The organism is Agrobacterium sp. (assembly GCF_059499945.1).
Window position 1 is genome coordinate 477,627 of record NZ_JCABZP010000010.1, and the last position, 19,712, is coordinate 497,338.

Genomic DNA, 19,712 nt, shown 5'->3' on the forward strand with positions numbered 1-19,712 from the left:
TACTAATCGTTTCCCTGAAATCGGCAATTACGCCGCCGGTCACTTTCGGTATCGCTTGGTAACGTCTTTCAAGAGGACTTTTTCTTCGCTTCCTTCAGCGCTTTTGCCCGCTCGCGCACGACGGTTGCCCGGCCCGGTTTCACTTCCTGACGTGCGCGTCCAAAAGCCAGCGCATCATCAGGCACGTCATCGGTAATCACGCTGCCGGAGGCGATATAGGCCCCCTCTCCAATGGTGACAGGAGCGACCAGCGACGAGTTCGAACCAATGAAACTGTTCGCACCAATGCGCGTTTCGGCCTTGTTGTAGCCATCGTAATTGCAGGTGATGGTGCCCGCGCCGATATTGCTGCCTGCACCGATAAAGGCGTCACCGATATAGGTCAGATGGTTGACCTTAGCGCCCTCACCGATCTCGGCCTTCTTGACCTCGCAGAAATTACCCACCTTGGCATTGGCGTGCAGGTTTGCGCCCGGACGCAACCGCGCATAGGGACCAACGGCCGCACCTTCCGCGACATGGGCCCCTTCCAGATGCGAGAAGGCGTGGATGACGGCGCCCGGCTCGATCGTGACGCCGGGACCGATGACGACATTCGGCTCGATCAGAACGTCCTGACCGATCTTGGTGTCGAAGGAGAGGAAGACGGTTTCGGGGGCAATCATCGAAACGCCGTCCACCATCAATTCGTGGCGGCGACGCTCCTGCCAGAGCTTCTCGATAAAGGCGAGTTCGGCACGGTTGTTGCAGCCGACCAGCTCGGCTTCCGGCGCGTCGATGGCGACGGCGCGGCGTCCGAGAGAGCGGGCGATCTCGACGACGTCAGTCAGATAATATTCGCCCTTCACATTGCTGTTGCCGATCCGGTCGAGCAGATCGAGCGCATTGCGGCCGTTGATGGCCATCAGGCCGCTATTGCACCAGGTGACCTTGCGCTCCGCATCGGTGGCGTCTTTTTCCTCGCGGATCGCGACAAGTTCGCCATTCTCGACCAGAAGCCGGCCGTAACCGGTCGGGCGATCGGTATGGAAACCGATGACAGCGACATCGGCGCCGGCGGCAATCGCCTCACGCGCCCGGTCGAGCGTTGCGGAGGTGATAAGTGGCACATCGCCATAGGCAATGATGAGATCATCGAAACCGCGTTCGAGGGCGGCGCGTGCGGCAAGAACCGCGTGGCCGGTGCCCTTGCGTTCCGTCTGCAGGAAAGCTTCGACCTGAATGCCCTTCATGCTTGCGGCCGCGGTGACATTGTCGGCATCGCGCCCGACCACCAGCGCCACCGTGCCGACGCCAGATCCAGCCACCGCCTCCACCACATGCGCGATCATCGGACGCCCGGCGACCGGATGCAGCACCTTGGACTTCGACGATTTCATGCGCGTGCTGTCGCCCGCTGCGAGAATAATGGCTAGAGAGCTGCGCTCCATAAGACCTCCAACACCCTGTCACCGGCCGCATGGCGGCCAGGACGGCGGCATATGTTTGACTTCACGCCGTCCGGCAAACGAACGGGCGCATCGGTAATTTCATTCCGGAATTGCTATAACGGCGGCCCACTTAAGAAACCATGCAAATCTGCACCAAATTTCCGCACCGATTTTCATCAAACGTGATTGGGAGAGGGTCGCATCCCGCTCCCGCAGTTTGAGTTATCGCGGGGTATTGCGGGCAGTGAATTCCAGCACCTGCTGGCGGCCGTTTTCAATCAGCCTTTCCATTTCACGGCGCGCCGCGGCCTCATCGCGCAGGCGAAACGCCTCGACGAGCCTCAGGTGGGAGGCGGAGACATCGGAAATCTCATTGGGATCGGTGTCCGGGTTGCTCATCCGGAAAATGCCCACCAGAGCCGCCTTTATCAGCGAACCGACGGTGCGCATGAACGGGTTGCCCGACATTTCGGTGATGAGCACATGGAAGTTCATATCCGCAAGAGCACGCTTTTCCTTGGAATAGGCCGTGTTGCCCATCTCGTTGGCATAGGCGGCGAGCTTGGTGATATCGGTGTCCTTTGCCCTGACGGCGGCAAGGCCCGCGCCATAGGGTTCGAAAGCCTGGCGGATATCATAAAGATGCAGCAAAAACTCATCGCTGACACCAGCCTCGAAATGCCAGAGCAGCACTTCGCTGTCGAACATGTTCCAGCTCTCGCGCTCCGTCACCCGGGTGCCGATACGCGCCTTGGGTGAAATCATGCCCTTGGCGGTGAGCGTCTTCATCGCTTCGCGCAGCACTGTGCGCGACACTTTCAGACGCTCCATCAGCTCGGCATCACCGGGAAGGATGTCACCCGTCTTGAAGGTGCCGGAGACGATATCGAGACCGAGCTTGTGAACGACCTGTGCATGATTTGTCCGCAGCTTTCGAAAACCGATCGCCGCATCGAGCATTCCGCGCTGCAAGTGCAATATCCTTCCGTTCGGCTGGCGATCTCGAAAAAATCGCGCCAGACGTGTGTATCTCAAGTCAGATTATAGTGAAAAACATCAAGTCGCGTGAAAAGCAAAGGTAAACTTCATCCATGCAGTAAAACGCATGAAAATAAGCAAGGCCGCACATGACACATGTGCGGCCTTGCCTCAATAAGGATAGATGATCCGCATTATTGCGGCAGCTTGTCGTCCACGCCGGCAACGTAAAAGTTGAGGCCGAGCAGAACCTTGTCTTCAGCCTTCTCGCCAGCCTTCAGCCATTCCGAACCGTCCTGCTTCTTCACCGGACCGGTGAAAGGATGCAACTCGCCCGACTTGATCTTGGCTTCGGTTTCCTCGGCCATCTTCTTCACGTCATCAGGCATGTTGGTGTAGGGCGCCATGGTCAGGATGCCGTCCTTCAGGCCGTCCCAGATGGATTCGGACTTCCAGGTGCCGTCCAGAAGAGCCTGCGTGCGCTTGATGTAATATGCGCCCCAAGTGTCCTTGATCGCGGTCAGCTGCGTCTCCGGACCGGCCTTGATCATGTCCGAAGCCTGACCGAAGGCCTTGATGCCGCGTTCCGCTGCAACCTGCATCGGCGCTGTCGTGTCGGTGTGCTGCGTCAGGATATCGACGCCCTGGTCGATCAGCGCCTTGGCGGCATCGGCTTCCTTGCCGGGGTCGAACCAGGTATTGGCCCAGACGACCTTGACCTTGAACTCGGGATTGACGGACTGCGCGCCGAGAACGAAGGCATCGATGCCCATCACCACTTCCGGGATCGGGAAGGACGCGATGTAGCCGGCAACACCCTTCTTCGACATCTTCGCGGCGATCTGGCCCTGAATGTAACGGCCTTCATAAAAACGCGAATTGTAGGTCGCGACGTTTTCAGCGGTCTTGAAGCCGGTGGCGTGCTCGAACTTCACCTTGGGGAACTTCTGGGCAACCTTCACGGTCGCATCCATAAAGCCGAAGGAGGTGGTGAACACCAGTTCGCAGCCGGAACGTGCCATGCGCTCGATGGCGCGTTCGGCATCCGGGCCTTCCGGAACGCTTTCGAGGAACGGCGTTTCGATCTTGTCGCCGAAGTGCTTCTGCAGCTCTTCGCGGCCGATTTCATGCGCCTGCGTCCAGCCGCCATCGGTGCGGCTGCCGACATAGATGAAGCAGACCTTCTTGGCGTCGGCGGCTTCAGCGGAGGAAACAACGCCTCCAAGCGCCGCGATGGAAGCGGCAAGTGCGATGACCAGTTTTTTCATTTTTACCCCTGTTGGTTTGGAGACGTGAGAATGCTTCACCTGTCCGGCACGAAGGATTTGCCCAGCGATGCCGGTGTATTGATCAAGGTCGTGCGGCGATTATGCGAGATGATGACCAGCACGACAATAGTTGCAAGGTAAGGTAGCGCCGAAAGCAGTTGCGACGGCACCCCGATGCCGAATGCCTGCGCATGCAATTGCCCGATGGAGACGGCGCCGAACAGATAACCGCCCGCCAGAACCCGCCATGGACGCCATGACGCGAAAACGACGAGCGCCAGCGCAATCCAGCCGCGCCCGGCCGACATGTTTTCCACCCATTGCGGCGTATAGACGAGCGACAGCTGCGCACCGGCAAGACCGGCGCAGGCACCGCCGAACATCACAGCCAGATAACGCGTGCGGATGACGTTGATGCCAAGCGCATGGGCGGAAGCGTGACTGTCGCCGATGGCGCGGATTTTCAGGCCCGCGCGGCTTTTGAACAGAAACCAGCCAGTGCCGAAAACCAGCGCGATGGACATGTAGAAGATCAGATCCTGCCGGAACAGCGAGGGGCCGATAAAGGGAATATCCGACAGCAACGGAAAGACGATGGGCTGCAGCTTGACGCCCGGCAGGCCGACGAAACTTTCGCCCAGCATGCCGGAAACGCCGAGGCCGAGAATGGTAAGCGCAAGGCCTGTCGCTACCTGGTTGGTCACCAGCGTCAGTGTCAGGAAGCCGAACAGCAGCGAGAAAACCGCGCCAGAGGCGATGCCGGCCAGAATGCCGAGATAGGGAGAACCGGTCATATGTGCAGTGGCAAAAGCGCAGACCGCGCCCATGATCATCATGCCCTCTACGCCGAGATTGAGGACGCCGGAACGCTCCGTCACCAGCTCGCCGGAGGCGGCGATGACCAGCGGTGTGGCGGCAGTAATGACGGTGAGGAGAATGGCCTGAAGCATATCCATCATGCCGCTCCTTGGCTGTTATGCGCCTTGCCGGTGAAGACGACCCTGATGCGATAGAAGATCAGCGTATCGCAGGACAGCACGAAGAACAGCATCAGCCCCTGAAACACACGCGTCACCTTGTCCGACACACCAATCGAAAGCTGCGCCGCCTCGCCGCCGAGATAGGTCAGCGCCAGCACCAGCCCTGACAGAATGATGCCAAGCGGATTGAGACGGCCGAGAAAGGCGACGATGATGGCGGTGAAACCATAGCCCGGCGAAATGCTGGGCTGTAGATGGCCGATGGAGCCGGAGGCCTCAGATATGCCCGCAAGCCCTGCCAGTGCACCTGACAGCAACAGCGAAAACCACACCATGCGGCTTGACGAGAAACCGGCAAAACGCCCGGCCCGCGCCGATTGCCCAAGCACGGTGACCTCGAAGCCTTTCAGCATGTAGCGCATCATGAACCACAGCGCGATTGCCGCGACGATGGCGAAAACGAAACCCCAATGCGCACGGCCCGAGGCCAGCATTTCCGGCAAGACGGCGCTTTCGTTGAAGGGCTTGGTCTGCGGGAAGTTGTAGCCGCCCGGATCGCGCCAGATGCCGCGCGTCAGCCAGTCGAGAAAAAGCTGCGCGACATAGACCAGCATCAGGCTGACGAGGATTTCGTTGGTGTTGAACTTGGTCTTCAACACCGCCGGAATACCGGCATAAAGCGCGCCGCCGATGGCGCCCATCACCATCATCAGCGGCAGGATGAGCGGCGAATGCCAGTCGGGATAAAGAACCGGCAGTATGGAACCGGTGATCGCGCCGATGGTGAATTGCCCCTCCGCGCCGATGTTCCAGTTATTGGAGCGATAACAGATCGACAGGCCAACGCCGATCAGGATCAGCGGTGCGGCCTTGATCGCAAGCTCGTGCAGCGACCAGACTTCCAGCAGCGGTTCAACGAAAAAGGCGTAAAGCGCATGAGCCGGATTTTTGCCGAGCATGGCGAACATGACGGCGCCGACGAGCAGCGTCAGCACAAGCGCCAGAAGCGGCGAAATAAGGGTGAAAAGCTTCGAGACCCCTGCCCGTTTTTCAAGCTCAATGCGCATGCTGGGCGGCTCCCGAATGTGACGCGTTAATGCCGCCCATCAAAAGGCCGATCTTTTCAAGCGTCATGTCTTCCACCGGATAGGCCTCGGAAAGCTTGCCGTCGGAAATGACCGCGATATTGGTGGCAACCTCGAAGATTTCATCGAGATCCTGGCTGATGACGATGACGGCCGAGCCCGCCTTGGCAAGATCGACAAGCGCCTGACGAATGCGGCTTGCGGCACCGGCATCCACACCCCAGGTCGGCTGGTTGACGACAAGCACGGTCGGCTGACGATCAAGCTCGCGCCCGACGATGAATTTCTGCAGGTTGCCGCCGGAAAGCGATCCGGCCAGCGGATCGGCCCCGCTTTTGCGCACATCCATTGTTTCCGAAATGCGCCGTGCCGCAGCCTTGATCGCCGAGCCCCTGACGATGCGCAGGAAACCGCCGGTCAGAAACGCCTTGCGGTCGGAGCGCGCCCGCGCCAGCAGCAGGTTGTCGGAAAGGCTCATGCCGGGAACGGCGGCGTGGCCGTGGCGTTCTTCCGGCACAAAACCCGCGCCCATCAGACGACGACCATTGATACCGATGCGACCGACGGGCTTGCCGCGCAGATGGATGGCATCGTTGTTATAGACCGGATATTCGCCCGAAAGCGCATCGAACAACTCGCCCTGCCCGTTGCCGGCCACGCCGGCAATCGCCAGCACTTCCCCGGCGCGCACCTGCATGGAAATCGATTTCAACGCCACGGCAAAGGGCGTGCGTGGCGCAACGGAAAGCCCCATGACCTCGATCTGCGGTTGGCCGAGCGCCTCGCCCGTCGGCCGCGAAACGCTTGCGACATCGCTGCCGACCATCATGCGCGCCAGCGACGCAGGCGTTTCCTTGCGCGGATCGCAGGCGCCGGTCACCTTGCCGTGACGCAGAACAGTGGCGCGGTCGCAGATGCGCTGCACCTCTTCCAGACGGTGGCTGATATAAAGCACCGAACGGCCTTCGGCCTTCAGCTTCTCCAGCGTTTCGAACAGCTTGTCAGCCTCCTGCGGCGTCAGCACCGAGGTCGGCTCGTCGAGAATGATGAGGCGCGGGTTCTGCAGCAAGGCGCGGACGATCTCGATCCGCTGGCGCTCACCAACCGAAAGATCGGCCACATGCGCATAGGGATCGAGCGGCAGGCCATAGGCCCGCGACAGCGTTTCCGCTTCCCTGGCGATTTCCTTCAATGAAATTTTAGGGTCGAGCGACAGGGCGATGTTTTCAGCGACCGTCAGCGCCTCGAACAGGGAAAAATGCTGGAAGACCATGCCGATGCCGAGTTGGCGGGCCTCGCTTGGCGAGCCCACGGAAACCGGCTGGCCCTGCCAGATAATATCACCCTCGGTTGGTGCGAGAACACCGAACAGCATCTTGACGAGCGTGGATTTGCCCGCACCGTTTTCACCCAGAAGCGCATGAATTTCGCCCGGCGCAATATCGAGATCGATGCCGTTGCAGGCAGCGAAATTGCCGAACAGCTTGGTCAGCTTGCGAACGGACAGGAGAGGCACGGCCTCCGGCGCCAAAGTTCCAGTCACGAGTTCCCTCTCTCACCGACCATCCATGCCTTCTTCGAGGCGTTTCTAACGATCGCGGTCATTGTTCCCAATCGGACGCCAATGCGTATGCAATTTCATCCAATCAAGACTTATTGATAACGGTTTTGCTGCTGCGCACAACTGAAAAAGAAGCTGCTTAAATGCGATTTGCACAAGCAATAAACGGCTTTACCTTTTTCTTATTTCGCACCGAGCGAGGGGAAAAACTGCAATATTCCACCGATGCAATAAAGATAGATGCCACTGACCACGAAGCCGATCACGGCCCAGCTCGGGGTTTCAAAGTGCGTCAGCAGCGCATAACCGCCAAGCGCGCACCAGATGAACACGACAGCCAGATTGAGCGGCCGCAACCGCTTCACCCGCACCGGATGCAGGAAATTGATCGGCAGGAATGTCAGGAACACCGAGACGGTAACGACGATCATGGCCGTCGTTGCGCTGGCATCCATGACGAACAGGGTGAACACCACCATGTTCCACACCACCGGAAAGCCGGAGAAGAAATATTCGTCCGTCTTCATGCCCATATCGGCATAATAGATGGCGCTGGACACCACGATCATGCCGGCCGCCACGAAGGACAGCGGCTCGCCGATCATGCCGCTCTGGTAAAGCGCAAAGGCGGGCAAGAGCACATAGGTGACGTAGTCGATGATATTGTCGAGCGTATCGCCGGACCAGTTGGGCAGAACTTCCTTCACCCGCACCTTACGGGCGATGGGTCCGTCGATACCATCGACCAGAAGCGCAAGCCCCAGCCACCAGAACATGTCGACGAAACGGTGTTCAGCCGCGGCAACGACGCCGAGAAAGGCCAGAAACGAACCGGAAGCCGTGAGCATATGAACGGAAAAGGCGCGGATTTCCGCGTAGGGAACACGCTTGTAGTTGAAAATTTTCATGGTCAGCGTCTGCGCCCCGTTTTTCATCCGCCCTGCTTATTCCGGTATGCGGCCATTCACCACGCTTTGCAACCGGCTCAATCCGCTTATCCTAAGACTAATATAACAGGGCAACCAACGAATCTTCGCAACCGGATGTTCCGGAGCCGAAGTGGATTTACCCGCGCAAAGCCATTATGATGCTTTGGAAATAACAACGGATCAGGACCATGAGACACTTCGATATCGCCATAACAGGTGCGGGACTTGCGGGCCAGATCGCGGCCATCGCGCTGGCGCGGGCGGGCCGCCACGTGGCGCTCATCGCACCTTCAAGCGAAAGGAAGGACCAGCGCACCACGGCGCTGATGGACCAGTCCATCCGCTTCATGGACCGTCTCGGCCTCTGGTCACGCATCGCGCCATCAGCCGCACGCCTTTCCACCATGCAGATCATTGACGGCACCGACCGGCTTCTACGCGCGCCAACCGTGCAGTTCCGCTCCTCCGAAATCGGGCTCGATGCCTTCGGCTGGAACATTCCCAACGAGGCGCTGCTTGGCGTTCTCAGCGAAGCGGTTGAGCAGGAACACAATATTACCCGCCTCGACGCCACGGCCGAGACGATCGACATCGGCAACGACCGCGTATCGGTGACACTTGCAGACGGCGAAACACTCTCGGCCGATTTCCTCATCGGCGCTGATGGCAGGAAGTCGATGGTGCGGGATGCAGCCGGCATCGGCGTCAAATCCTGGTCCTATCCGCAGACGGCCATTGTTTTGAACTTCGGCCATAGCCGGTCGCATGGCAATGTCTCGACGGAATTCCACACGCCAACCGGTCCTTTCACCCAGGTTCCCCTGCCCGGGAACCGATCCAGCCTCGTCTGGGTCGTTACCCCGCAACAGGCGGAGGAATTGACGGCGCTGCCGCTGGAAACACTCAGCCTCCGGATCGAGGAGCGCATGCAGTCCATGCTGGGCGCGGTAACAGTAGAGGACAGCGTGCAGGCCTGGCCGCTCTCTTCCATGACGGCACACCGCTTCGGCAAGGGCCGCGTGGCCCTGATCGGCGAGGCTGCTCATGGTTTTCCACCCATCGGCGCGCAGGGGCTGAACCTCAGCCTGCGCGACATCATCGCGCTGACGGAACTGCTGGGCGCGGTCTCCGACCGCCCGATTGCGGCCGATGCCGGCAGCAGCTTCGACCGCAGGCGGCGTGCGGATGTCTATAGCCGCACGCTCAGCGTCGATCTCCTCAACCGTTCGCTGCTTTCCGACCTGCTGCCGGTGCAGATGGCGCGCGCGGCGGGCCTGCACGTCCTCTCGGGAATCGGCACGCTCCGAAGCATGGTCATGCGCGAAGGCATCGAGCCGGGACGCGGGCTGAAGGCCCTGCCCTCGCTTTTATTCGGCAGCTTCAAAAAGGCTGGATGAAATACACCACGCCGGTCAGCGTGAAGACCGACAGCACCGTCGAAATCAGGATCGTCGCAGACGCCCTCTCCTGCCAGACGTGATATTGCTGGCCGATGACGAAGACGTTCGTCGCGGTCGGCAGCGCTGCCAGCAGCACGGCCGAATAGATCCACACCGGCTCAAATCGCCCGAGCGACGAGAGCACGAGCCAGACGGCGAGCGGATGCAGGATCAGTTTTGCCGGCACGATATAGCTGATTTCCACCGGCACCCGTTTCATTGGCCGAAGCGCCAGCGTCACACCCATGGCAAACAGCGCGCAGGGTGCTGCCGATTGCGCCAGATAATCCACCAGCCGCTGCACCGCCTCCGGCGGCTGCCATGACAGCGATGCGGCCAGAAAACCGGCGATGACGGATACGATGAAGGGATGGGTGATGACCTTGCGCGCCACATCCAGCGCAAGCCTTGCCGGAGAGCGTTTGTCGCCGCCCGCCACCGCCATCATCGCCGGGGCGACGATGAAATGGGCGGCGTTTTCAAGGCAGACGATCAGCGCCACCGGCACTGCCGCCTTTTCGCCGAGCGCCAGAAGCGCAAGGCCCGGCCCCATATAGCCGATATTGCCGTAGCTGGCCGCAAAACTCTGGATAGTGGTTTCGGCAAGACTGTTTTTCCGCACGAACCGGCCGATCAGGAACACAGCCAAGAAAATGCCATAGGTGCAGGCAAGGCTGGCAGCGACGAAATCCATGCGCGCCAGCTCTTCAACCGGCGTTTTCGACACCAGCTTGAAAAACAGCGCCGGCAGCGCCGCATAGATGATGAAGGTGTTCAGCCAGCCCATCGCCTCGACCGGCTGTTTCGTTATGCGCGCCGCACCATAACCGATGAAGATCAGGCCGAAAAACGGCAAAAGCAATCCGACGATATCCGTCACTATGTTTCCCCCGCAAGCAACTCCGGCGGGAGGCTTAACCGATTTTCATGAGGATCGGAAAGGTCTCCTGGAACCAGATCGCCACATTGGTGATAAAACCGGACATGAAAGCGAGACCGGTCAGCACCAGCAATACGCCCAGCAGCTTTTCCACGAGGCCGAGATGGCGGCGAAAGCGGACGAGGAAACGCATGAAGGAACCGGAGAACGCAGCCGCGATCCAGAACGGCACGGCAAGGCCGAGCGAATAGACCGCAAGCAGCGCCGCACCATCACCAACCGTATCACGCGCGGCAGCGACACCCAGGATCGCGCCCAGCACCGGACCGATACAGGGCGTCCAGCCGAAAGCGAAGGCGAGGCCCATCACATAGGCCCCTGAAAGCGTGGCCGGCTTGCCCGCCCCCTGAAACCGCGCCTCGCGCGAAAACAGGCCGATGCGGAAGACACCGAGGAAATTCAGGCCCATAAGGATGATGATGAAACCGCCGATCTTGGCGAGAATATCCAGATTCTGACGAAGGAGCGTACCGATCGTCGAGGCCCCTGCTCCAAGCGCCACGAAAACAGTGGCGAAACCAAGCGTGAAGAAAAAGGCCGAAAACAGCACGGCCCTGCGAATCTCCGGTCGGGGTGCTGTATCTTCCGTCCTGAACTGCTCGACCGAAACGCCCGCCATATAACAGAGATAAGGCGGCACCAGCGGCAGGACGCAGGGCGACAGAAAGGAAAGAGCGCCGGCCAGAAGCGCGCTGAACAGGGAAATATCGGCAATCGACAAGAAAGAACTCCGCATCCCGCAAAGCCGCCGCGATTCCTGGGATTCGCCGCCGCCTCACGCTTCATTTTCATGCATGTCATTGCTGCAAAAGGATTTCACCCGTCTGGCCGACATGTCTGCAGCCGGTTTTATCCCCAGCCGCCCCCTCTCTCCAATCACCTTTTCGGGGGTGCGACAAAAAAAACCGGATTGATTGTAGAAAGCGCTTTTTTTGGGTTGACCGAACGGATCGCTCTACATATGTTCCGCGCACTTCCGAAGGGCAACCAAGCCCCGACACGGGAGAGCGTAGCTCAGCCGGTAGAGCAACTGACTTTTAATCAGTAGGTCCAGGGTTCGAATCCCTGCGCTCTCACCACCTCAAATCTACATTTTCTGATATTCTGCAAAGAGTTATCACCACGAGTGACAGGACTGTGATGTGAGCGGAAAAGATGCGTTTGCAGTCTTAGACTGTATCCATTGCAAGCCTGGTTTCAGAATACCCACTGCGCGCATCAATCAGGCAACCGGCCCCACACCGCGTAGCAACAATCAGGGCTATCGGCTCAAACACCAACTCCCCAGGACGACCGGACCGTCTCTAAAACGTTTGGAACAGTCTTCAGGCATAAATTCAGGCTCGGAAAGCATCGGGTTTGATATTCCTACAAACCCGGCCAGAGATCACTTGCGCGCAGCGGTACGGCGGCAGCGCCAGTTCCAGTCTCTTGGCTCACCCGTGTCCATATGGACCGATTCGGTGTGGCAATAGGTGCCCACACCGCCGCGCTCCGGCAGGGAACGCAGATAGGTCGCAAGCTCCCATTTGGAGACGCCCTTGATCTGGATGTCGGCGGCATCGCAGGTATAGTGTTTGGAGCCCTGCCTTATGCCCTTTGGAGGACGATAGCCCGAGGTGACGATCGCCGGGCTGTTATAGTGGCGCTCCACATCCTTGATCATCCGCACCAGTTCCGGCTTGAAGCAGCCAACTTCGACGCGATCCGTCTGCAGGAAAAGCCCGTTCGGGGCGACGCGGCTCAGGCCGGAGAGCGAGGCGAGTTTCATCAGGCCTGTCGGCTGGTCATCCTCTTCATCGAGATGGGCATCGTCAAACTCGTCGGACATGACAGAGCGGCCGGAAAGCGCAATGCCCATCGTCCCGTCCGCGGCTCCGGGCAATGATGCGACCTGCGTATTGTCCGCCGTGCCGCTTTCAATCATCTTGGGCAGGCGCTTCTTGGCCGCGCCGGCGAAAAATGCCGCAAGCGTCACGCCCTTACCGTCACCTCCCTGCGCCTCGCCCACCATTTTGGCAGCGTCCACGGCCGGCTGCGCCGCGACAGCCGCGAGCTGTTCCGAGGCGGACTGCGGCGCGGGCACAGGAACCGGCTGACGGTTTTCGCTATGCTGTTCCGCCGGCACCTGTCCGGCTGGCGGGACCTGAACCGGCGCTGATACCGGCTGAGGCTGCGGTTGCGCCGCCTGCATGGGCGCCGAATAGACGCTGCTGACCGCGGGAATGATTTTGTGAGAGGGGGCGCCCGTGGCGGCGGCCGTGCCGGGTGCACCTGCAGCACCGGCGGGCGCCACAGTGGAATAAATGCTTGTCGTCCCGGCGGAAATCGCCGTGGGCTGCGTCGTCAATCCGCCAATATCGGCGGCGGCGCCATAAGCCTGCGCCGGGCCGCCCGGCGTCTGGGCAGGCGCAGCCGCGCCGGCCGCCGATGCCACGGCGGGATCCACATAGTGTCCCGGTTGCGCGCCGGCGGCGGCGGAAGCGGCGGTTTGCGGCTTCTGTTGTGCGGCAATTTCCGGCTTCTTGGTAGCGGCGGCCATCTCGTCGTCGGTCACCGCTGAAACACAGCCGGAAAGCCCAAGCAGCGAAACCGCGACGACAAGACGCGGACGGACAAGGCGTCTTTTCGCGCTTTCGACAGTTTTCATGGCTGGCCTCCGTATCTTGCATTTCCAACAGCAGCACGGGAACGGAATCGTGTGCTTCCCCAAAACGGGACTGGCCGTTTCGATTCGCGGACTATGCCTCATCCCCTCAGGACAAGGCAAGAGCACCCGAAAACGCCGCTACTCACCGGAAAATCCCTACCAGGAACCGGTATTCTGCATAGATATCCACGGTTCGGCTGGTGCGAGGCTTTCGCCCTTCTGCAGAATTTCGAAGGAAATACCGTCAGGCGAACGCACGAAGGCCATATGTCCGTCGCGCGGCGGCCGGTTGATGACGATGCCGTTCTGCTGCAGCCGGGCGCAGAAATCGTAGATATTGTCGACCTCGTATGCCAGATGGCCGAAATTGCGGCCGCCGGTATAATCCTCGGTGTCCCAGTTATAGGTGAGCTCCAGGCACGGCGCCTTGTTTTCCTTCGCCGCAGCAATGTCGTCGCGCGCCGCAAGAAACACCAGAGTGAAGCGGCCTTTTTCGTTCTCGATTCGGCGTATTTCCGTAAGACCGAGCAGGTCGACATAGAATTTAAGTGATTCGCCAAGGTCTTTGACGCGAACCATCGTGTGCAGATACCGCATTTTATTCCTCTCCATTACACGGGTCCGAAGCCGTTAAACGCGTGATGGCAAGCCCCGGACAAGGACGGCGACATAAAAGCAGCTGCGTAAATCAAAAACTAGGGCTTGCGTGAAACCGTTACCAAGATGTTAATCTGGCGCACAGGAATCAGTTGACCGGTGTATGGCGCGTAATCGAGGGGTTGGCAGGATATGGCTGATAGGATGTCATCGAAAACGATAGTCGATGTCGAGGACCTTTCGGGCGATGCCGTGGACCTGACCGAGATTACCGGCGTCGTGAAGTGGTTCGATGTCGCCAAGGGTTTCGGCTTCATCGTGCCTGACAACGGCACGCAGGATGTGCTGCTGCACGTCTCCTGCCTGCGCCGCGACGGTTACCAGACTATCCTCGAAGGCACGCGCATCGTCGCCCTCATCCAGCGGCGCGATCGCGGTTTCCAGGCTTTCCGCATTCTCTCCATGGATCAGTCGACCGCCGTTCACCCCTCGCAGCTGCCCCCGGTGCGCACCCATGTGCAGGTGACGCCGTCGAGCGGGCTTGAGCGCGCCATCGTCAAGTGGTTCAACCGCACCAAGGGTTTCGGCTTCCTGACGCGTGGCGAAGGAACGGAAGATATTTTCGTGCATATGGAAACGCTGCGCCGTTTCGGCCTGACGGAGCTTCGTCCCGGTCAGGTGGTTCTGGTGCGCTTCGGCGATGGCGACAAGGGCCTGATGGCGGCGGAAATCCATCCCGACAACCCGCTTGCCATCGGGATGTCGCATTGATGTCCGCCCTGCGCCATATGGTGAAAAGCGCCGTTATGGCGCTTCTTTTTTTCACGCTGGCCGGTGCCGCGCAGACTCAGGAACGCCAGGCCTTCACGTCAGAGCCGCTCACCATTGAAACCGCTTCCGGGAAAACGCACGACTTCGTTGCCGAACTGGCGCTGGACGATGCCCAGCGCGCGCAGGGTCTGATGTTCCGTAAATCCATGCCGTCTGAAAACGGCATGTTGTTCGATTTCGGTGAGGCGCGCGCTGTCGCCATGTGGATGCGCAACACCCTCATTCCGCTCGATATGCTGTTCATCGGCAGCGATGGCCGAATCACCCATATTCACGAAAACGCCGTTCCGCATTCGGAAGCGATCATCAGCTCCCGCGGACCCGTAAAATTTGTGCTTGAGCTGAATGGCGGCGCCGCGAAACGTTCTGGCATCAAGCCCGGCGATATGGTCCGCAGCGCGCAAATCGGCAACCGGAAATGACATTGCCGCGTTATTGCGTCTGAATGAGCCGGACGAGGTTTCGCCCGGCTGGCACAATATTCAGTAAACCGGCTCGATATGGCTCAGAATCCGGCAATTGGAAATGGAAGCGGCAAGATTGATGGCGATATCGATCGCCTCGACCGAATCGGCCGTACCTTCCAGATAAATCACATCATTTTCGACACTTGCGGAAATGCGCGACTTTTCGAGCCCTGATTCGAAGGCCAGAGCCGAGGTGATCGCCTCGCATACGCCAGCCATGCGGTCTCCGAAGAAGCTTTCCTGAATGCCTGACAAATTAAACATATGTGTTCTCCTTCTTATGAACATACCAACGCCGTAGCGGTGGTTTTGTTCATCTCCGGTTCATCTATTTGTTCATCTTCCATTCATCTTGGAAAATTGGAACCCCCTGATCGATCACATTTTAGGTGATCGGGAACCATTTCGTGAGGCGGGCATTTCGCGCATGGGAGTGTGAGAGGCTTTCAAGCCAGGTAAAACAGGGAGGAAAATGACATGCTGATTCACAGAACAGAGCCGTGTCACCACGCCGCGTGGATGAAACCGGTGGCGATCCATCTGCCGCTTTCGGCGGCCGTGGAAATCTACAGCCCGCTGGTGGCGCTTGATATGCTGATGTACCGCTGGCCCGAGGAACATGGGCCGGAATATGAGGAAGCGCGCAGGAACTGCCTCGATGCCATCGCCGGCAGATGCGACATCGAGAAAGCACGGGAATCGTTTCTCGTCGCAAGCAGTCATGCCCATATCCTGAACGTCCACTAAAATTCATCGACCATCATGACGATTGGGCCCTTCTATGCGGAGGGCTTTTCTTTTGAGCGCAGCCGTCGTGACGCCTCTCATGCGCCGCTCGATCTCCCTGCCTGTCCGATCATGACATGTAACTGTCACGCAAACGTTATAATCGGCAGAGACGAATTCCATGGAATCGATTGGCGGGTGGACCGCCGAAAGCTTGGGAGTGGAACTGGCCAGCATGGAAACCGTTTTTGCCCTTTGCGCAATCCTGCTCCTCGCCTTCAATCTTCTCGGCATCGTTCTGGCCGGCTGGCGACTGACAAGACGAGATGCGGAAAACGATCTTGTCCGGAAAAAACCGCCTGTCTCGCTTGTCGTGCCGCTGCGCGGCGTGGAAAACTTCACGCCGCTGACACTATCGCGCGCCTTTCAGCTCAACTGGCCCGACTACGAGCTGCTGTTCTGCGTCGCTGATGAATTCGATCCCGTGATCGAGGAAGTCCGCAAAGCTGAAGCCGCCTTTCCCTCGGTTTCCACACAATTGCTCATCGGTGACGACCGCATCAGCGCCAATCCAAAGCTGAACAATTGCGTGAAGGGCTGGCGCGCCGCCCGGCATGAATGGGTGATTCTCGCCGATTCGAACGTGTTGATGCCGAAATCCTATATTGCCACCATGATGTCGGCCTGGCGGAAGGACAGCGGGCTCGTCTGCTCGCCGCCGCTCGGTTCACGGCCTGCGGGTTTCTGGGCGCATGTGGAATGCGCCTTCCTCAACGGATCGCAGGGCCGCTGGCAATATGCGGCGGAAGCCATCGGCATGGGTTTCGCGCAAGGCAAGTCGATGTTGTGGAACAAGCCGTTCCTGGAGGACAATGGCGGCATTCGTGCACTCGCCGCCGAAATCGCCGAAGACGCCGCCTCGACGAAGCTGGTGCGAAGCGCCGGCCGCAGGGTGCATCTGGTCTCCGCCCCGTTCGAGCAACCGCTCGGCCAGCGCCATGCCGGTGAAATCTGGTCGCGCCAGACCCGCTGGGCGCGGCTGCGACGCGTGACCTTCCCGCAATATTTCGCGCCGGAAATCCTGACCGGCACGCTTCCCCCGCTTCTCTTCGCGCTCGCCGCCGCTGCGATGATGGACGTGAACCTTACCGCAACCGCCTTTGCCGTCCTCGCCCTCATGTACGTGCCGGAACTCGCGCTTGCCGCCCTCAACCGCTGGCCGGTTTCGCTCTACACGCTGCCGGCCATGATCAGCAGGGATATGATCATGCCCCTCGTCTGGGCCCGCAGCTGGATCGGCAGCGCGGTCGCTTGGCGTGGCAATGTCATGACGATCGGCACGGCCGAGAGCACACTGGCCGGTCCGTCAGCAGAATAAATTGTCATCTTTAGGATAGGGTTACGCCGGAAAGCTGATGTTTTGCTTTAAAATGGTCGGAGTGGAGAGATTCGAACTCCCGACCCTCTGGTCCCAAACCAGATGCGCTACCAGACTGCGCTACACTCCGCCGAGGCGATGGCTGGGGAATACACGGTTCACCCGCAGTCCGCAACAGGGAAATTCATCTTTGTTCAACCGCGGCCCCGATGGGCAAAACATGACGCCGAAACGGCGGAGTGCGATCGGGCTGCAAGGGGATAATCGTCTTGACTCTCACCTGAAGTCAGTCCATTTCAAATTCAACGTTCCTGACACGATTTGGTTATTCTATTCAGGTACGTGATGAATAATTCGGGGTGTTGTGCCCCACTGTCCAACCGGAGCAGTTTCGACATGTCTGCGAAGATTTACCGCCCTGCAAAAACCGCCATGCAATCCGGCAAGGCGAAGACCAATGTCTGGGTTCTGGAATTCGACGCCGAAGTTCCGCGCAAGATCGATCCGATCATGGGCTACACCTCCAGTTCCGACATGAAGCAGCAACTCAAGCTGACATTCGAGACGCAGGAACAGGCCGAAGCCTATGCCCAGCGCAAGGGCATCGAATACCGCGTCATCCAGCCGAAGGAAGCGACCCGCAAGGTGGTTTCCTACACCGACAATTTCCGTTTCAACCGCACCCAGCCCTGGACGCACTGAAACACCAAGATCAAAGTTTTTGCCGGAGTATCGATTGCCCGGCATGATGGCCCCTTAGCTCAACTGGATAGAGCAACTGCCTTCTAAGCAGTAGGTCGCAGGTTCGAGTCCTGCAGGGGTCGCCACTCACTTTTTAAGCCTTTGATTTTCCAATCAAATATTGCATCAACCCCTCACCAGAATAGAGGTGAGGGAATAGAGAGTTCCGATAGCGTTCTCTTTTTGTTGACTCCCTCCCCGCCTATCCCATAATCAGCACCAGCGCTGGGCGGCGCGCATCAAGATATCAAGGGAAAACGAAACTCTGTCACCGGAGGGAAAGCCCGTGCGTGAAAAGTACCCGCCAAGAATCAGAATACAGCTTCCAATATCGAGAAAGCCCATCAGCGGTGAAATGCTGGTCTGCGCCGGCGGACGGTGGCAGGTGTGTTATCAGGCGCGAGGGAAGATAGAGGATCGCAAGACCGCGGCATGGGTCTATGGCCCGGAGAGCCGATTCTTCTGTGAGGTGGGGACAGAGGATTATCTGGCCAATCTGCCTTTGCCAGACGAGACGCCGTTCTTTGACGACCAGTTCAATTATTCGCTGGAAGAGGTCGATGACGACGGTTGCCGGTATAACCGGCTGGCTGGAGCCAACAATGTTTCGGTGGCGCTGGCGGCCTATGATGTTCTAAAGCGCACCACCAACCGGATTATCAGGATTCGGCATGGGATCCGCGTGGTGCAGAGATCGGATCAGGAGACTTGATATGAGCGACCAGACCAATAAGGCCGGCGACGGGGTGATCGAGGAGCACTATTGCGAGCATCCAGGCTGCAAGGTTTGGGGCGGCCTTGGCTACAGCAAGTCAAAGGTGGAAAAGCCGCACTGGTGGTGCGCTGAACATTATCCTTATTGGGATATGTTCAAAGACACGTCAGCCCCCCGGTGACAGCCGTTGACGCTCCAACCGGTCAATTCTCTCCCGATTATCCAGAAGAATATCACGGGGCGTGTAGACCGATGCGGAGTTGGCCTTTTGCTCATCTATCTGCTTCTGAAGCGCTTCGCGGACCTCTTTAATGGAGGTTTCCATTCTGGCTCTGTCCTCTGCGCCGCGAGCAGTGCGCCACTCCATTTCCTTCTGCGTGACCATCTTGTCGACAACAGCGGTGATTGCCGTCTGTGATGTCTCGGCATTTTTCGCCACGATCAGGTCAAGCCGATCCTGCCCCTTGCTGAGGCTGTTGTAGAAGAATGCACCGCCGGTGGCGAGAACGGTAAAGCAAACGCCGGCGGCAGCCCAGATCACCGGCCACTGCGTCTTGCTTGAGTTCCGAAGCTCATTCGATAACTGCGAAATGCTGGTGTTGATCGTCTGGAACCCGGTGTTCATGTTCGACCGGAGATCGACAATGTCCTTGCCCTGGTTCTCTACCCGCTCGGATAATCGGGCATATTGGGCCATCGGATCGAAGCCGTTGCTGCTCATCTCTTGGTTTCCTGCCATTATCCCAGCCTGCATGCGAGTAAAGAAAAGCCCCCGGCCATAGGTCGAGGGCGATGCGTCGATGAATATGGTCCGGTTAGTTTTCTTTTATCTTGCCTGATATCCTATCCCGTACGTCCATCAGGATCACATTTATCAAGTATATTACCAGTCCGATGTCTGCCTTTTCAGCCAACCGAAGAGCAGCAATCAGGTGATCTTCGATCGCCCGTAGCGTTGGTCTATCCATAATCAAATCTCCTAAAGTATTGGCGATAT

General features: G+C 58.9%; 22 protein-coding genes and 3 tRNA genes. 10 read left to right on the forward strand and 15 right to left on the reverse strand.

Annotation, left to right across the window (positions count from 1 at the left end):
• Nucleotides 1–68 precede the first annotated feature (68 nt).
• The 7 genes from glmU to pcsA all read right to left on the reverse strand — a co-directional run bounded on the left by glmU (nucleotide 69) and on the right by pcsA (nucleotide 8,210).
• Nucleotides 69–1,430, reverse strand: a complete 1,362-nt coding sequence (gene glmU / locus AC5I5B_RS08930) for a bifunctional UDP-N-acetylglucosamine diphosphorylase/glucosamine-1-phosphate N-acetyltransferase GlmU (protein ID WP_020809234.1) — start codon at nucleotides 1,428–1,430, stop codon at nucleotides 69–71.
• 222 nt (nucleotides 1,431–1,652) lie between these two features.
• A complete protein-coding gene (locus tag AC5I5B_RS08935) occupies nucleotides 1,653–2,390 on the reverse strand; it encodes a FadR/GntR family transcriptional regulator (RefSeq protein ID WP_111834472.1) in 738 nt (245 codons plus the stop codon).
• 212 nt (nucleotides 2,391–2,602) lie between these two features.
• Nucleotides 2,603–3,676: a BMP family ABC transporter substrate-binding protein gene (locus AC5I5B_RS08940; RefSeq protein ID WP_003508013.1), complete on the reverse strand. Its 1,074-nt coding sequence runs from the start codon at nucleotides 3,674–3,676 to the stop codon at nucleotides 2,603–2,605.
• A gap of 35 nt (nucleotides 3,677–3,711) precedes the next feature.
• On the reverse strand, nucleotides 3,712–4,632 hold the full coding sequence (locus AC5I5B_RS08945) for an ABC transporter permease (protein ID WP_162695532.1): 921 nt from the start codon (nucleotides 4,630–4,632) through the stop codon (nucleotides 3,712–3,714).
• A complete protein-coding gene (locus tag AC5I5B_RS08950; RefSeq protein WP_111834474.1) occupies nucleotides 4,632–5,723 on the reverse strand; it encodes an ABC transporter permease in 1,092 nt (363 codons plus the stop codon). Before AC5I5B_RS08950 ends, AC5I5B_RS08945 begins: the two co-directional genes overlap by 1 nt.
• Nucleotides 5,713–7,272, reverse strand: a complete 1,560-nt coding sequence (locus AC5I5B_RS08955; protein WP_003508005.1) for an ABC transporter ATP-binding protein — start codon at nucleotides 7,270–7,272, stop codon at nucleotides 5,713–5,715. The genes AC5I5B_RS08950 and AC5I5B_RS08955 overlap by 11 nt, the downstream gene beginning before the upstream one ends.
• A gap of 212 nt (nucleotides 7,273–7,484) precedes the next feature.
• Entirely contained in the window at nucleotides 7,485–8,210 is a 726-nt protein-coding gene (gene pcsA, locus AC5I5B_RS08960) for a phosphatidylcholine synthase (RefSeq protein ID WP_003508003.1), read from the reverse strand.
• A 209-nt stretch (nucleotides 8,211–8,419) separates the two neighbouring features.
• On the opposite strand from pcsA, the gene AC5I5B_RS08965 reads away from it, so the two are divergent.
• Nucleotides 8,420–9,628, forward strand: a complete 1,209-nt coding sequence (locus AC5I5B_RS08965) for a UbiH/UbiF family hydroxylase (RefSeq protein WP_020809230.1) — start codon at nucleotides 8,420–8,422, stop codon at nucleotides 9,626–9,628.
• Here the strand turns inward: AC5I5B_RS08965 and AC5I5B_RS08970 are convergent.
• A complete protein-coding gene (locus AC5I5B_RS08970; protein ID WP_111792495.1) occupies nucleotides 9,612–10,550 on the reverse strand; it encodes an AEC family transporter in 939 nt (312 codons plus the stop codon). The two genes, AC5I5B_RS08965 and AC5I5B_RS08970, sit on opposite strands and share 17 nt — an antisense overlap.
• 34 nt (nucleotides 10,551–10,584) lie before the next feature.
• Complete coding sequence (locus tag AC5I5B_RS08975; protein WP_003507996.1) at nucleotides 10,585–11,331, reverse strand: cytochrome c biogenesis CcdA family protein; 747 nt, start codon at nucleotides 11,329–11,331, stop codon at nucleotides 10,585–10,587.
• 282 nt (nucleotides 11,332–11,613) lie between these two features.
• Here AC5I5B_RS08975 and AC5I5B_RS08980 point away from each other — a divergent pair.
• Nucleotides 11,614–11,689 (forward strand) — tRNA-Lys (locus AC5I5B_RS08980).
• 308 nt (nucleotides 11,690–11,997) lie between these two features.
• On the opposite strand, the gene AC5I5B_RS08985 is transcribed toward AC5I5B_RS08980, so the two are convergent.
• Together AC5I5B_RS08985 and AC5I5B_RS08990 are read right to left on the reverse strand one after the other, a co-directional pair.
• Nucleotides 11,998–13,260, reverse strand: a complete 1,263-nt coding sequence (locus tag AC5I5B_RS08985; protein ID WP_003507994.1) for a YcbK family protein — start codon at nucleotides 13,258–13,260, stop codon at nucleotides 11,998–12,000.
• 156 nt (nucleotides 13,261–13,416) lie between these two features.
• The gene (locus tag AC5I5B_RS08990) at nucleotides 13,417–13,857 is read right to left on the reverse strand and encodes a VOC family protein (RefSeq protein WP_003507992.1); all 441 of its coding nucleotides are present in this window, start codon (nucleotides 13,855–13,857) and stop codon (nucleotides 13,417–13,419) included.
• 192 nt (nucleotides 13,858–14,049) lie between these two features.
• Here AC5I5B_RS08990 and AC5I5B_RS08995 point away from each other — a divergent pair, with 192 nt between their 5' ends.
• Entirely contained in the window at nucleotides 14,050–14,628 is a 579-nt protein-coding gene (locus AC5I5B_RS08995; RefSeq protein ID WP_111834475.1) for a cold-shock protein, read from the forward strand.
• Nucleotides 14,628–15,110 carry a DUF192 domain-containing protein gene (locus tag AC5I5B_RS09000; protein WP_060723180.1) on the forward strand — a complete coding sequence of 161 codons (483 nt, stop codon included), beginning with the start codon at nucleotides 14,628–14,630 and terminating at the stop codon, nucleotides 15,108–15,110. The genes AC5I5B_RS08995 and AC5I5B_RS09000 overlap by 1 nt, the downstream gene beginning before the upstream one ends.
• 60 nt (nucleotides 15,111–15,170) lie before the next feature.
• Here the strand turns inward: AC5I5B_RS09000 and AC5I5B_RS09005 are convergent, their stop codons facing one another.
• A complete protein-coding gene (locus tag AC5I5B_RS09005) occupies nucleotides 15,171–15,419 on the reverse strand; it encodes a BON domain-containing protein (protein WP_003507987.1) in 249 nt (82 codons plus the stop codon).
• 213 nt (nucleotides 15,420–15,632) lie between these two features.
• Between AC5I5B_RS09005 and AC5I5B_RS09010 the strand changes: the two genes are divergently transcribed.
• Both AC5I5B_RS09010 and AC5I5B_RS09015 read left to right on the forward strand, forming a co-directional pair.
• Nucleotides 15,633–15,902, forward strand: a complete 270-nt coding sequence (locus AC5I5B_RS09010) for a DUF982 domain-containing protein (RefSeq protein WP_035213169.1) — start codon at nucleotides 15,633–15,635, stop codon at nucleotides 15,900–15,902.
• Between the two features lie 214 nt (nucleotides 15,903–16,116).
• Nucleotides 16,117–17,259: a ceramide glucosyltransferase gene (locus tag AC5I5B_RS09015; RefSeq protein ID WP_060726421.1), complete on the forward strand. Its 1,143-nt coding sequence runs from the start codon at nucleotides 16,117–16,119 to the stop codon at nucleotides 17,257–17,259.
• 53 nt (nucleotides 17,260–17,312) lie between these two features.
• On the opposite strand, the gene AC5I5B_RS09020 is transcribed toward AC5I5B_RS09015, so the two are convergent.
• A tRNA-Pro gene (locus tag AC5I5B_RS09020) sits at nucleotides 17,313–17,389 on the reverse strand.
• A 266-nt stretch (nucleotides 17,390–17,655) separates the two neighbouring features.
• On the opposite strand from AC5I5B_RS09020, the gene AC5I5B_RS09025 reads away from it, so the two are divergent.
• From AC5I5B_RS09025 to AC5I5B_RS09040, 4 genes are all read left to right on the forward strand, one after another.
• Complete coding sequence (locus AC5I5B_RS09025) at nucleotides 17,656–17,961, forward strand: ETC complex I subunit (RefSeq protein ID WP_003507982.1); 306 nt, start codon at nucleotides 17,656–17,658, stop codon at nucleotides 17,959–17,961.
• A gap of 48 nt (nucleotides 17,962–18,009) precedes the next feature.
• A tRNA-Arg gene (locus AC5I5B_RS09030) sits at nucleotides 18,010–18,086 on the forward strand.
• Nucleotides 18,087–18,286: 200 nt separating this feature from the next.
• Nucleotides 18,287–18,712: a hypothetical protein gene (locus AC5I5B_RS09035; RefSeq protein WP_495752612.1), complete on the forward strand. Its 426-nt coding sequence runs from the start codon at nucleotides 18,287–18,289 to the stop codon at nucleotides 18,710–18,712.
• A gap of 1 nt (nucleotide 18,713) precedes the next feature.
• Nucleotides 18,714–18,896, forward strand: coding sequence for a hypothetical protein (locus AC5I5B_RS09040; protein ID WP_495752613.1), 183 nt, complete (start codon nucleotides 18,714–18,716; stop codon nucleotides 18,894–18,896).
• Here the strand turns inward: AC5I5B_RS09040 and AC5I5B_RS09045 are convergent.
• Nucleotides 18,882–19,436: a hypothetical protein gene (locus AC5I5B_RS09045; protein WP_099086102.1), complete on the reverse strand. Its 555-nt coding sequence runs from the start codon at nucleotides 19,434–19,436 to the stop codon at nucleotides 18,882–18,884. The two genes, AC5I5B_RS09040 and AC5I5B_RS09045, sit on opposite strands and share 15 nt — an antisense overlap.
• Before the next feature lie 94 nt (nucleotides 19,437–19,530).
• The coding region (locus AC5I5B_RS09050) for a hypothetical protein (RefSeq protein WP_495752614.1) at nucleotides 19,531–19,712 on the reverse strand (182 nt) is incomplete at its 5' end.

Excerpts from the sequence above, each read along its gene's own strand:
- AC5I5B_RS09015 (WP_060726421.1), top strand. The coding sequence starts at position 16,117 with ATGGAAACCGTTTTTGCCCTTTGCGCAATCCTGCTCCTCGCCTTCAAT.
- AC5I5B_RS08965 (WP_020809230.1), top strand. The coding sequence starts at position 8,420 with ATGAGACACTTCGATATCGCCATAACAGGTGCGGGACTTGCGGGCCAG.
- pcsA (WP_003508003.1), bottom strand. The coding sequence starts at position 8,210 with ATGAAAATTTTCAACTACAAGCGTGTTCCCTACGCGGAAATCCGCGCC.
- AC5I5B_RS08985 (WP_003507994.1), bottom strand. The coding sequence starts at position 13,260 with ATGAAAACTGTCGAAAGCGCGAAAAGACGCCTTGTCCGTCCGCGTCTT.
- AC5I5B_RS09040 (WP_495752613.1), top strand. The coding sequence starts at position 18,714 with ATGAGCGACCAGACCAATAAGGCCGGCGACGGGGTGATCGAGGAGCAC.
- AC5I5B_RS08995 (WP_111834475.1), top strand. The coding sequence starts at position 14,050 with ATGGCTGATAGGATGTCATCGAAAACGATAGTCGATGTCGAGGACCTT.
- AC5I5B_RS09005 (WP_003507987.1), bottom strand. The coding sequence starts at position 15,419 with ATGTTTAATTTGTCAGGCATTCAGGAAAGCTTCTTCGGAGACCGCATG.
- AC5I5B_RS09025 (WP_003507982.1), top strand. The coding sequence starts at position 17,656 with ATGTCTGCGAAGATTTACCGCCCTGCAAAAACCGCCATGCAATCCGGC.
- AC5I5B_RS08950 (WP_111834474.1), bottom strand. The coding sequence starts at position 5,723 with ATGCGCATTGAGCTTGAAAAACGGGCAGGGGTCTCGAAGCTTTTCACC.
- glmU (WP_020809234.1), bottom strand. The coding sequence starts at position 1,430 with ATGGAGCGCAGCTCTCTAGCCATTATTCTCGCAGCGGGCGACAGCACG.
- AC5I5B_RS09045 (WP_099086102.1), bottom strand. The coding sequence starts at position 19,436 with ATGAGCAGCAACGGCTTCGATCCGATGGCCCAATATGCCCGATTATCC.
- AC5I5B_RS09010 (WP_035213169.1), top strand. The coding sequence starts at position 15,633 with ATGCTGATTCACAGAACAGAGCCGTGTCACCACGCCGCGTGGATGAAA.
- AC5I5B_RS08940 (WP_003508013.1), bottom strand. The coding sequence starts at position 3,676 with ATGAAAAAACTGGTCATCGCACTTGCCGCTTCCATCGCGGCGCTTGGA.
- AC5I5B_RS08935 (WP_111834472.1), bottom strand. The coding sequence starts at position 2,390 with ATGCTCGATGCGGCGATCGGTTTTCGAAAGCTGCGGACAAATCATGCA.
- AC5I5B_RS08945 (WP_162695532.1), bottom strand. The coding sequence starts at position 4,632 with ATGGATATGCTTCAGGCCATTCTCCTCACCGTCATTACTGCCGCCACA.
- AC5I5B_RS08990 (WP_003507992.1), bottom strand. The coding sequence starts at position 13,857 with ATGCGGTATCTGCACACGATGGTTCGCGTCAAAGACCTTGGCGAATCA.
- AC5I5B_RS09000 (WP_060723180.1), top strand. The coding sequence starts at position 14,628 with ATGTCCGCCCTGCGCCATATGGTGAAAAGCGCCGTTATGGCGCTTCTT.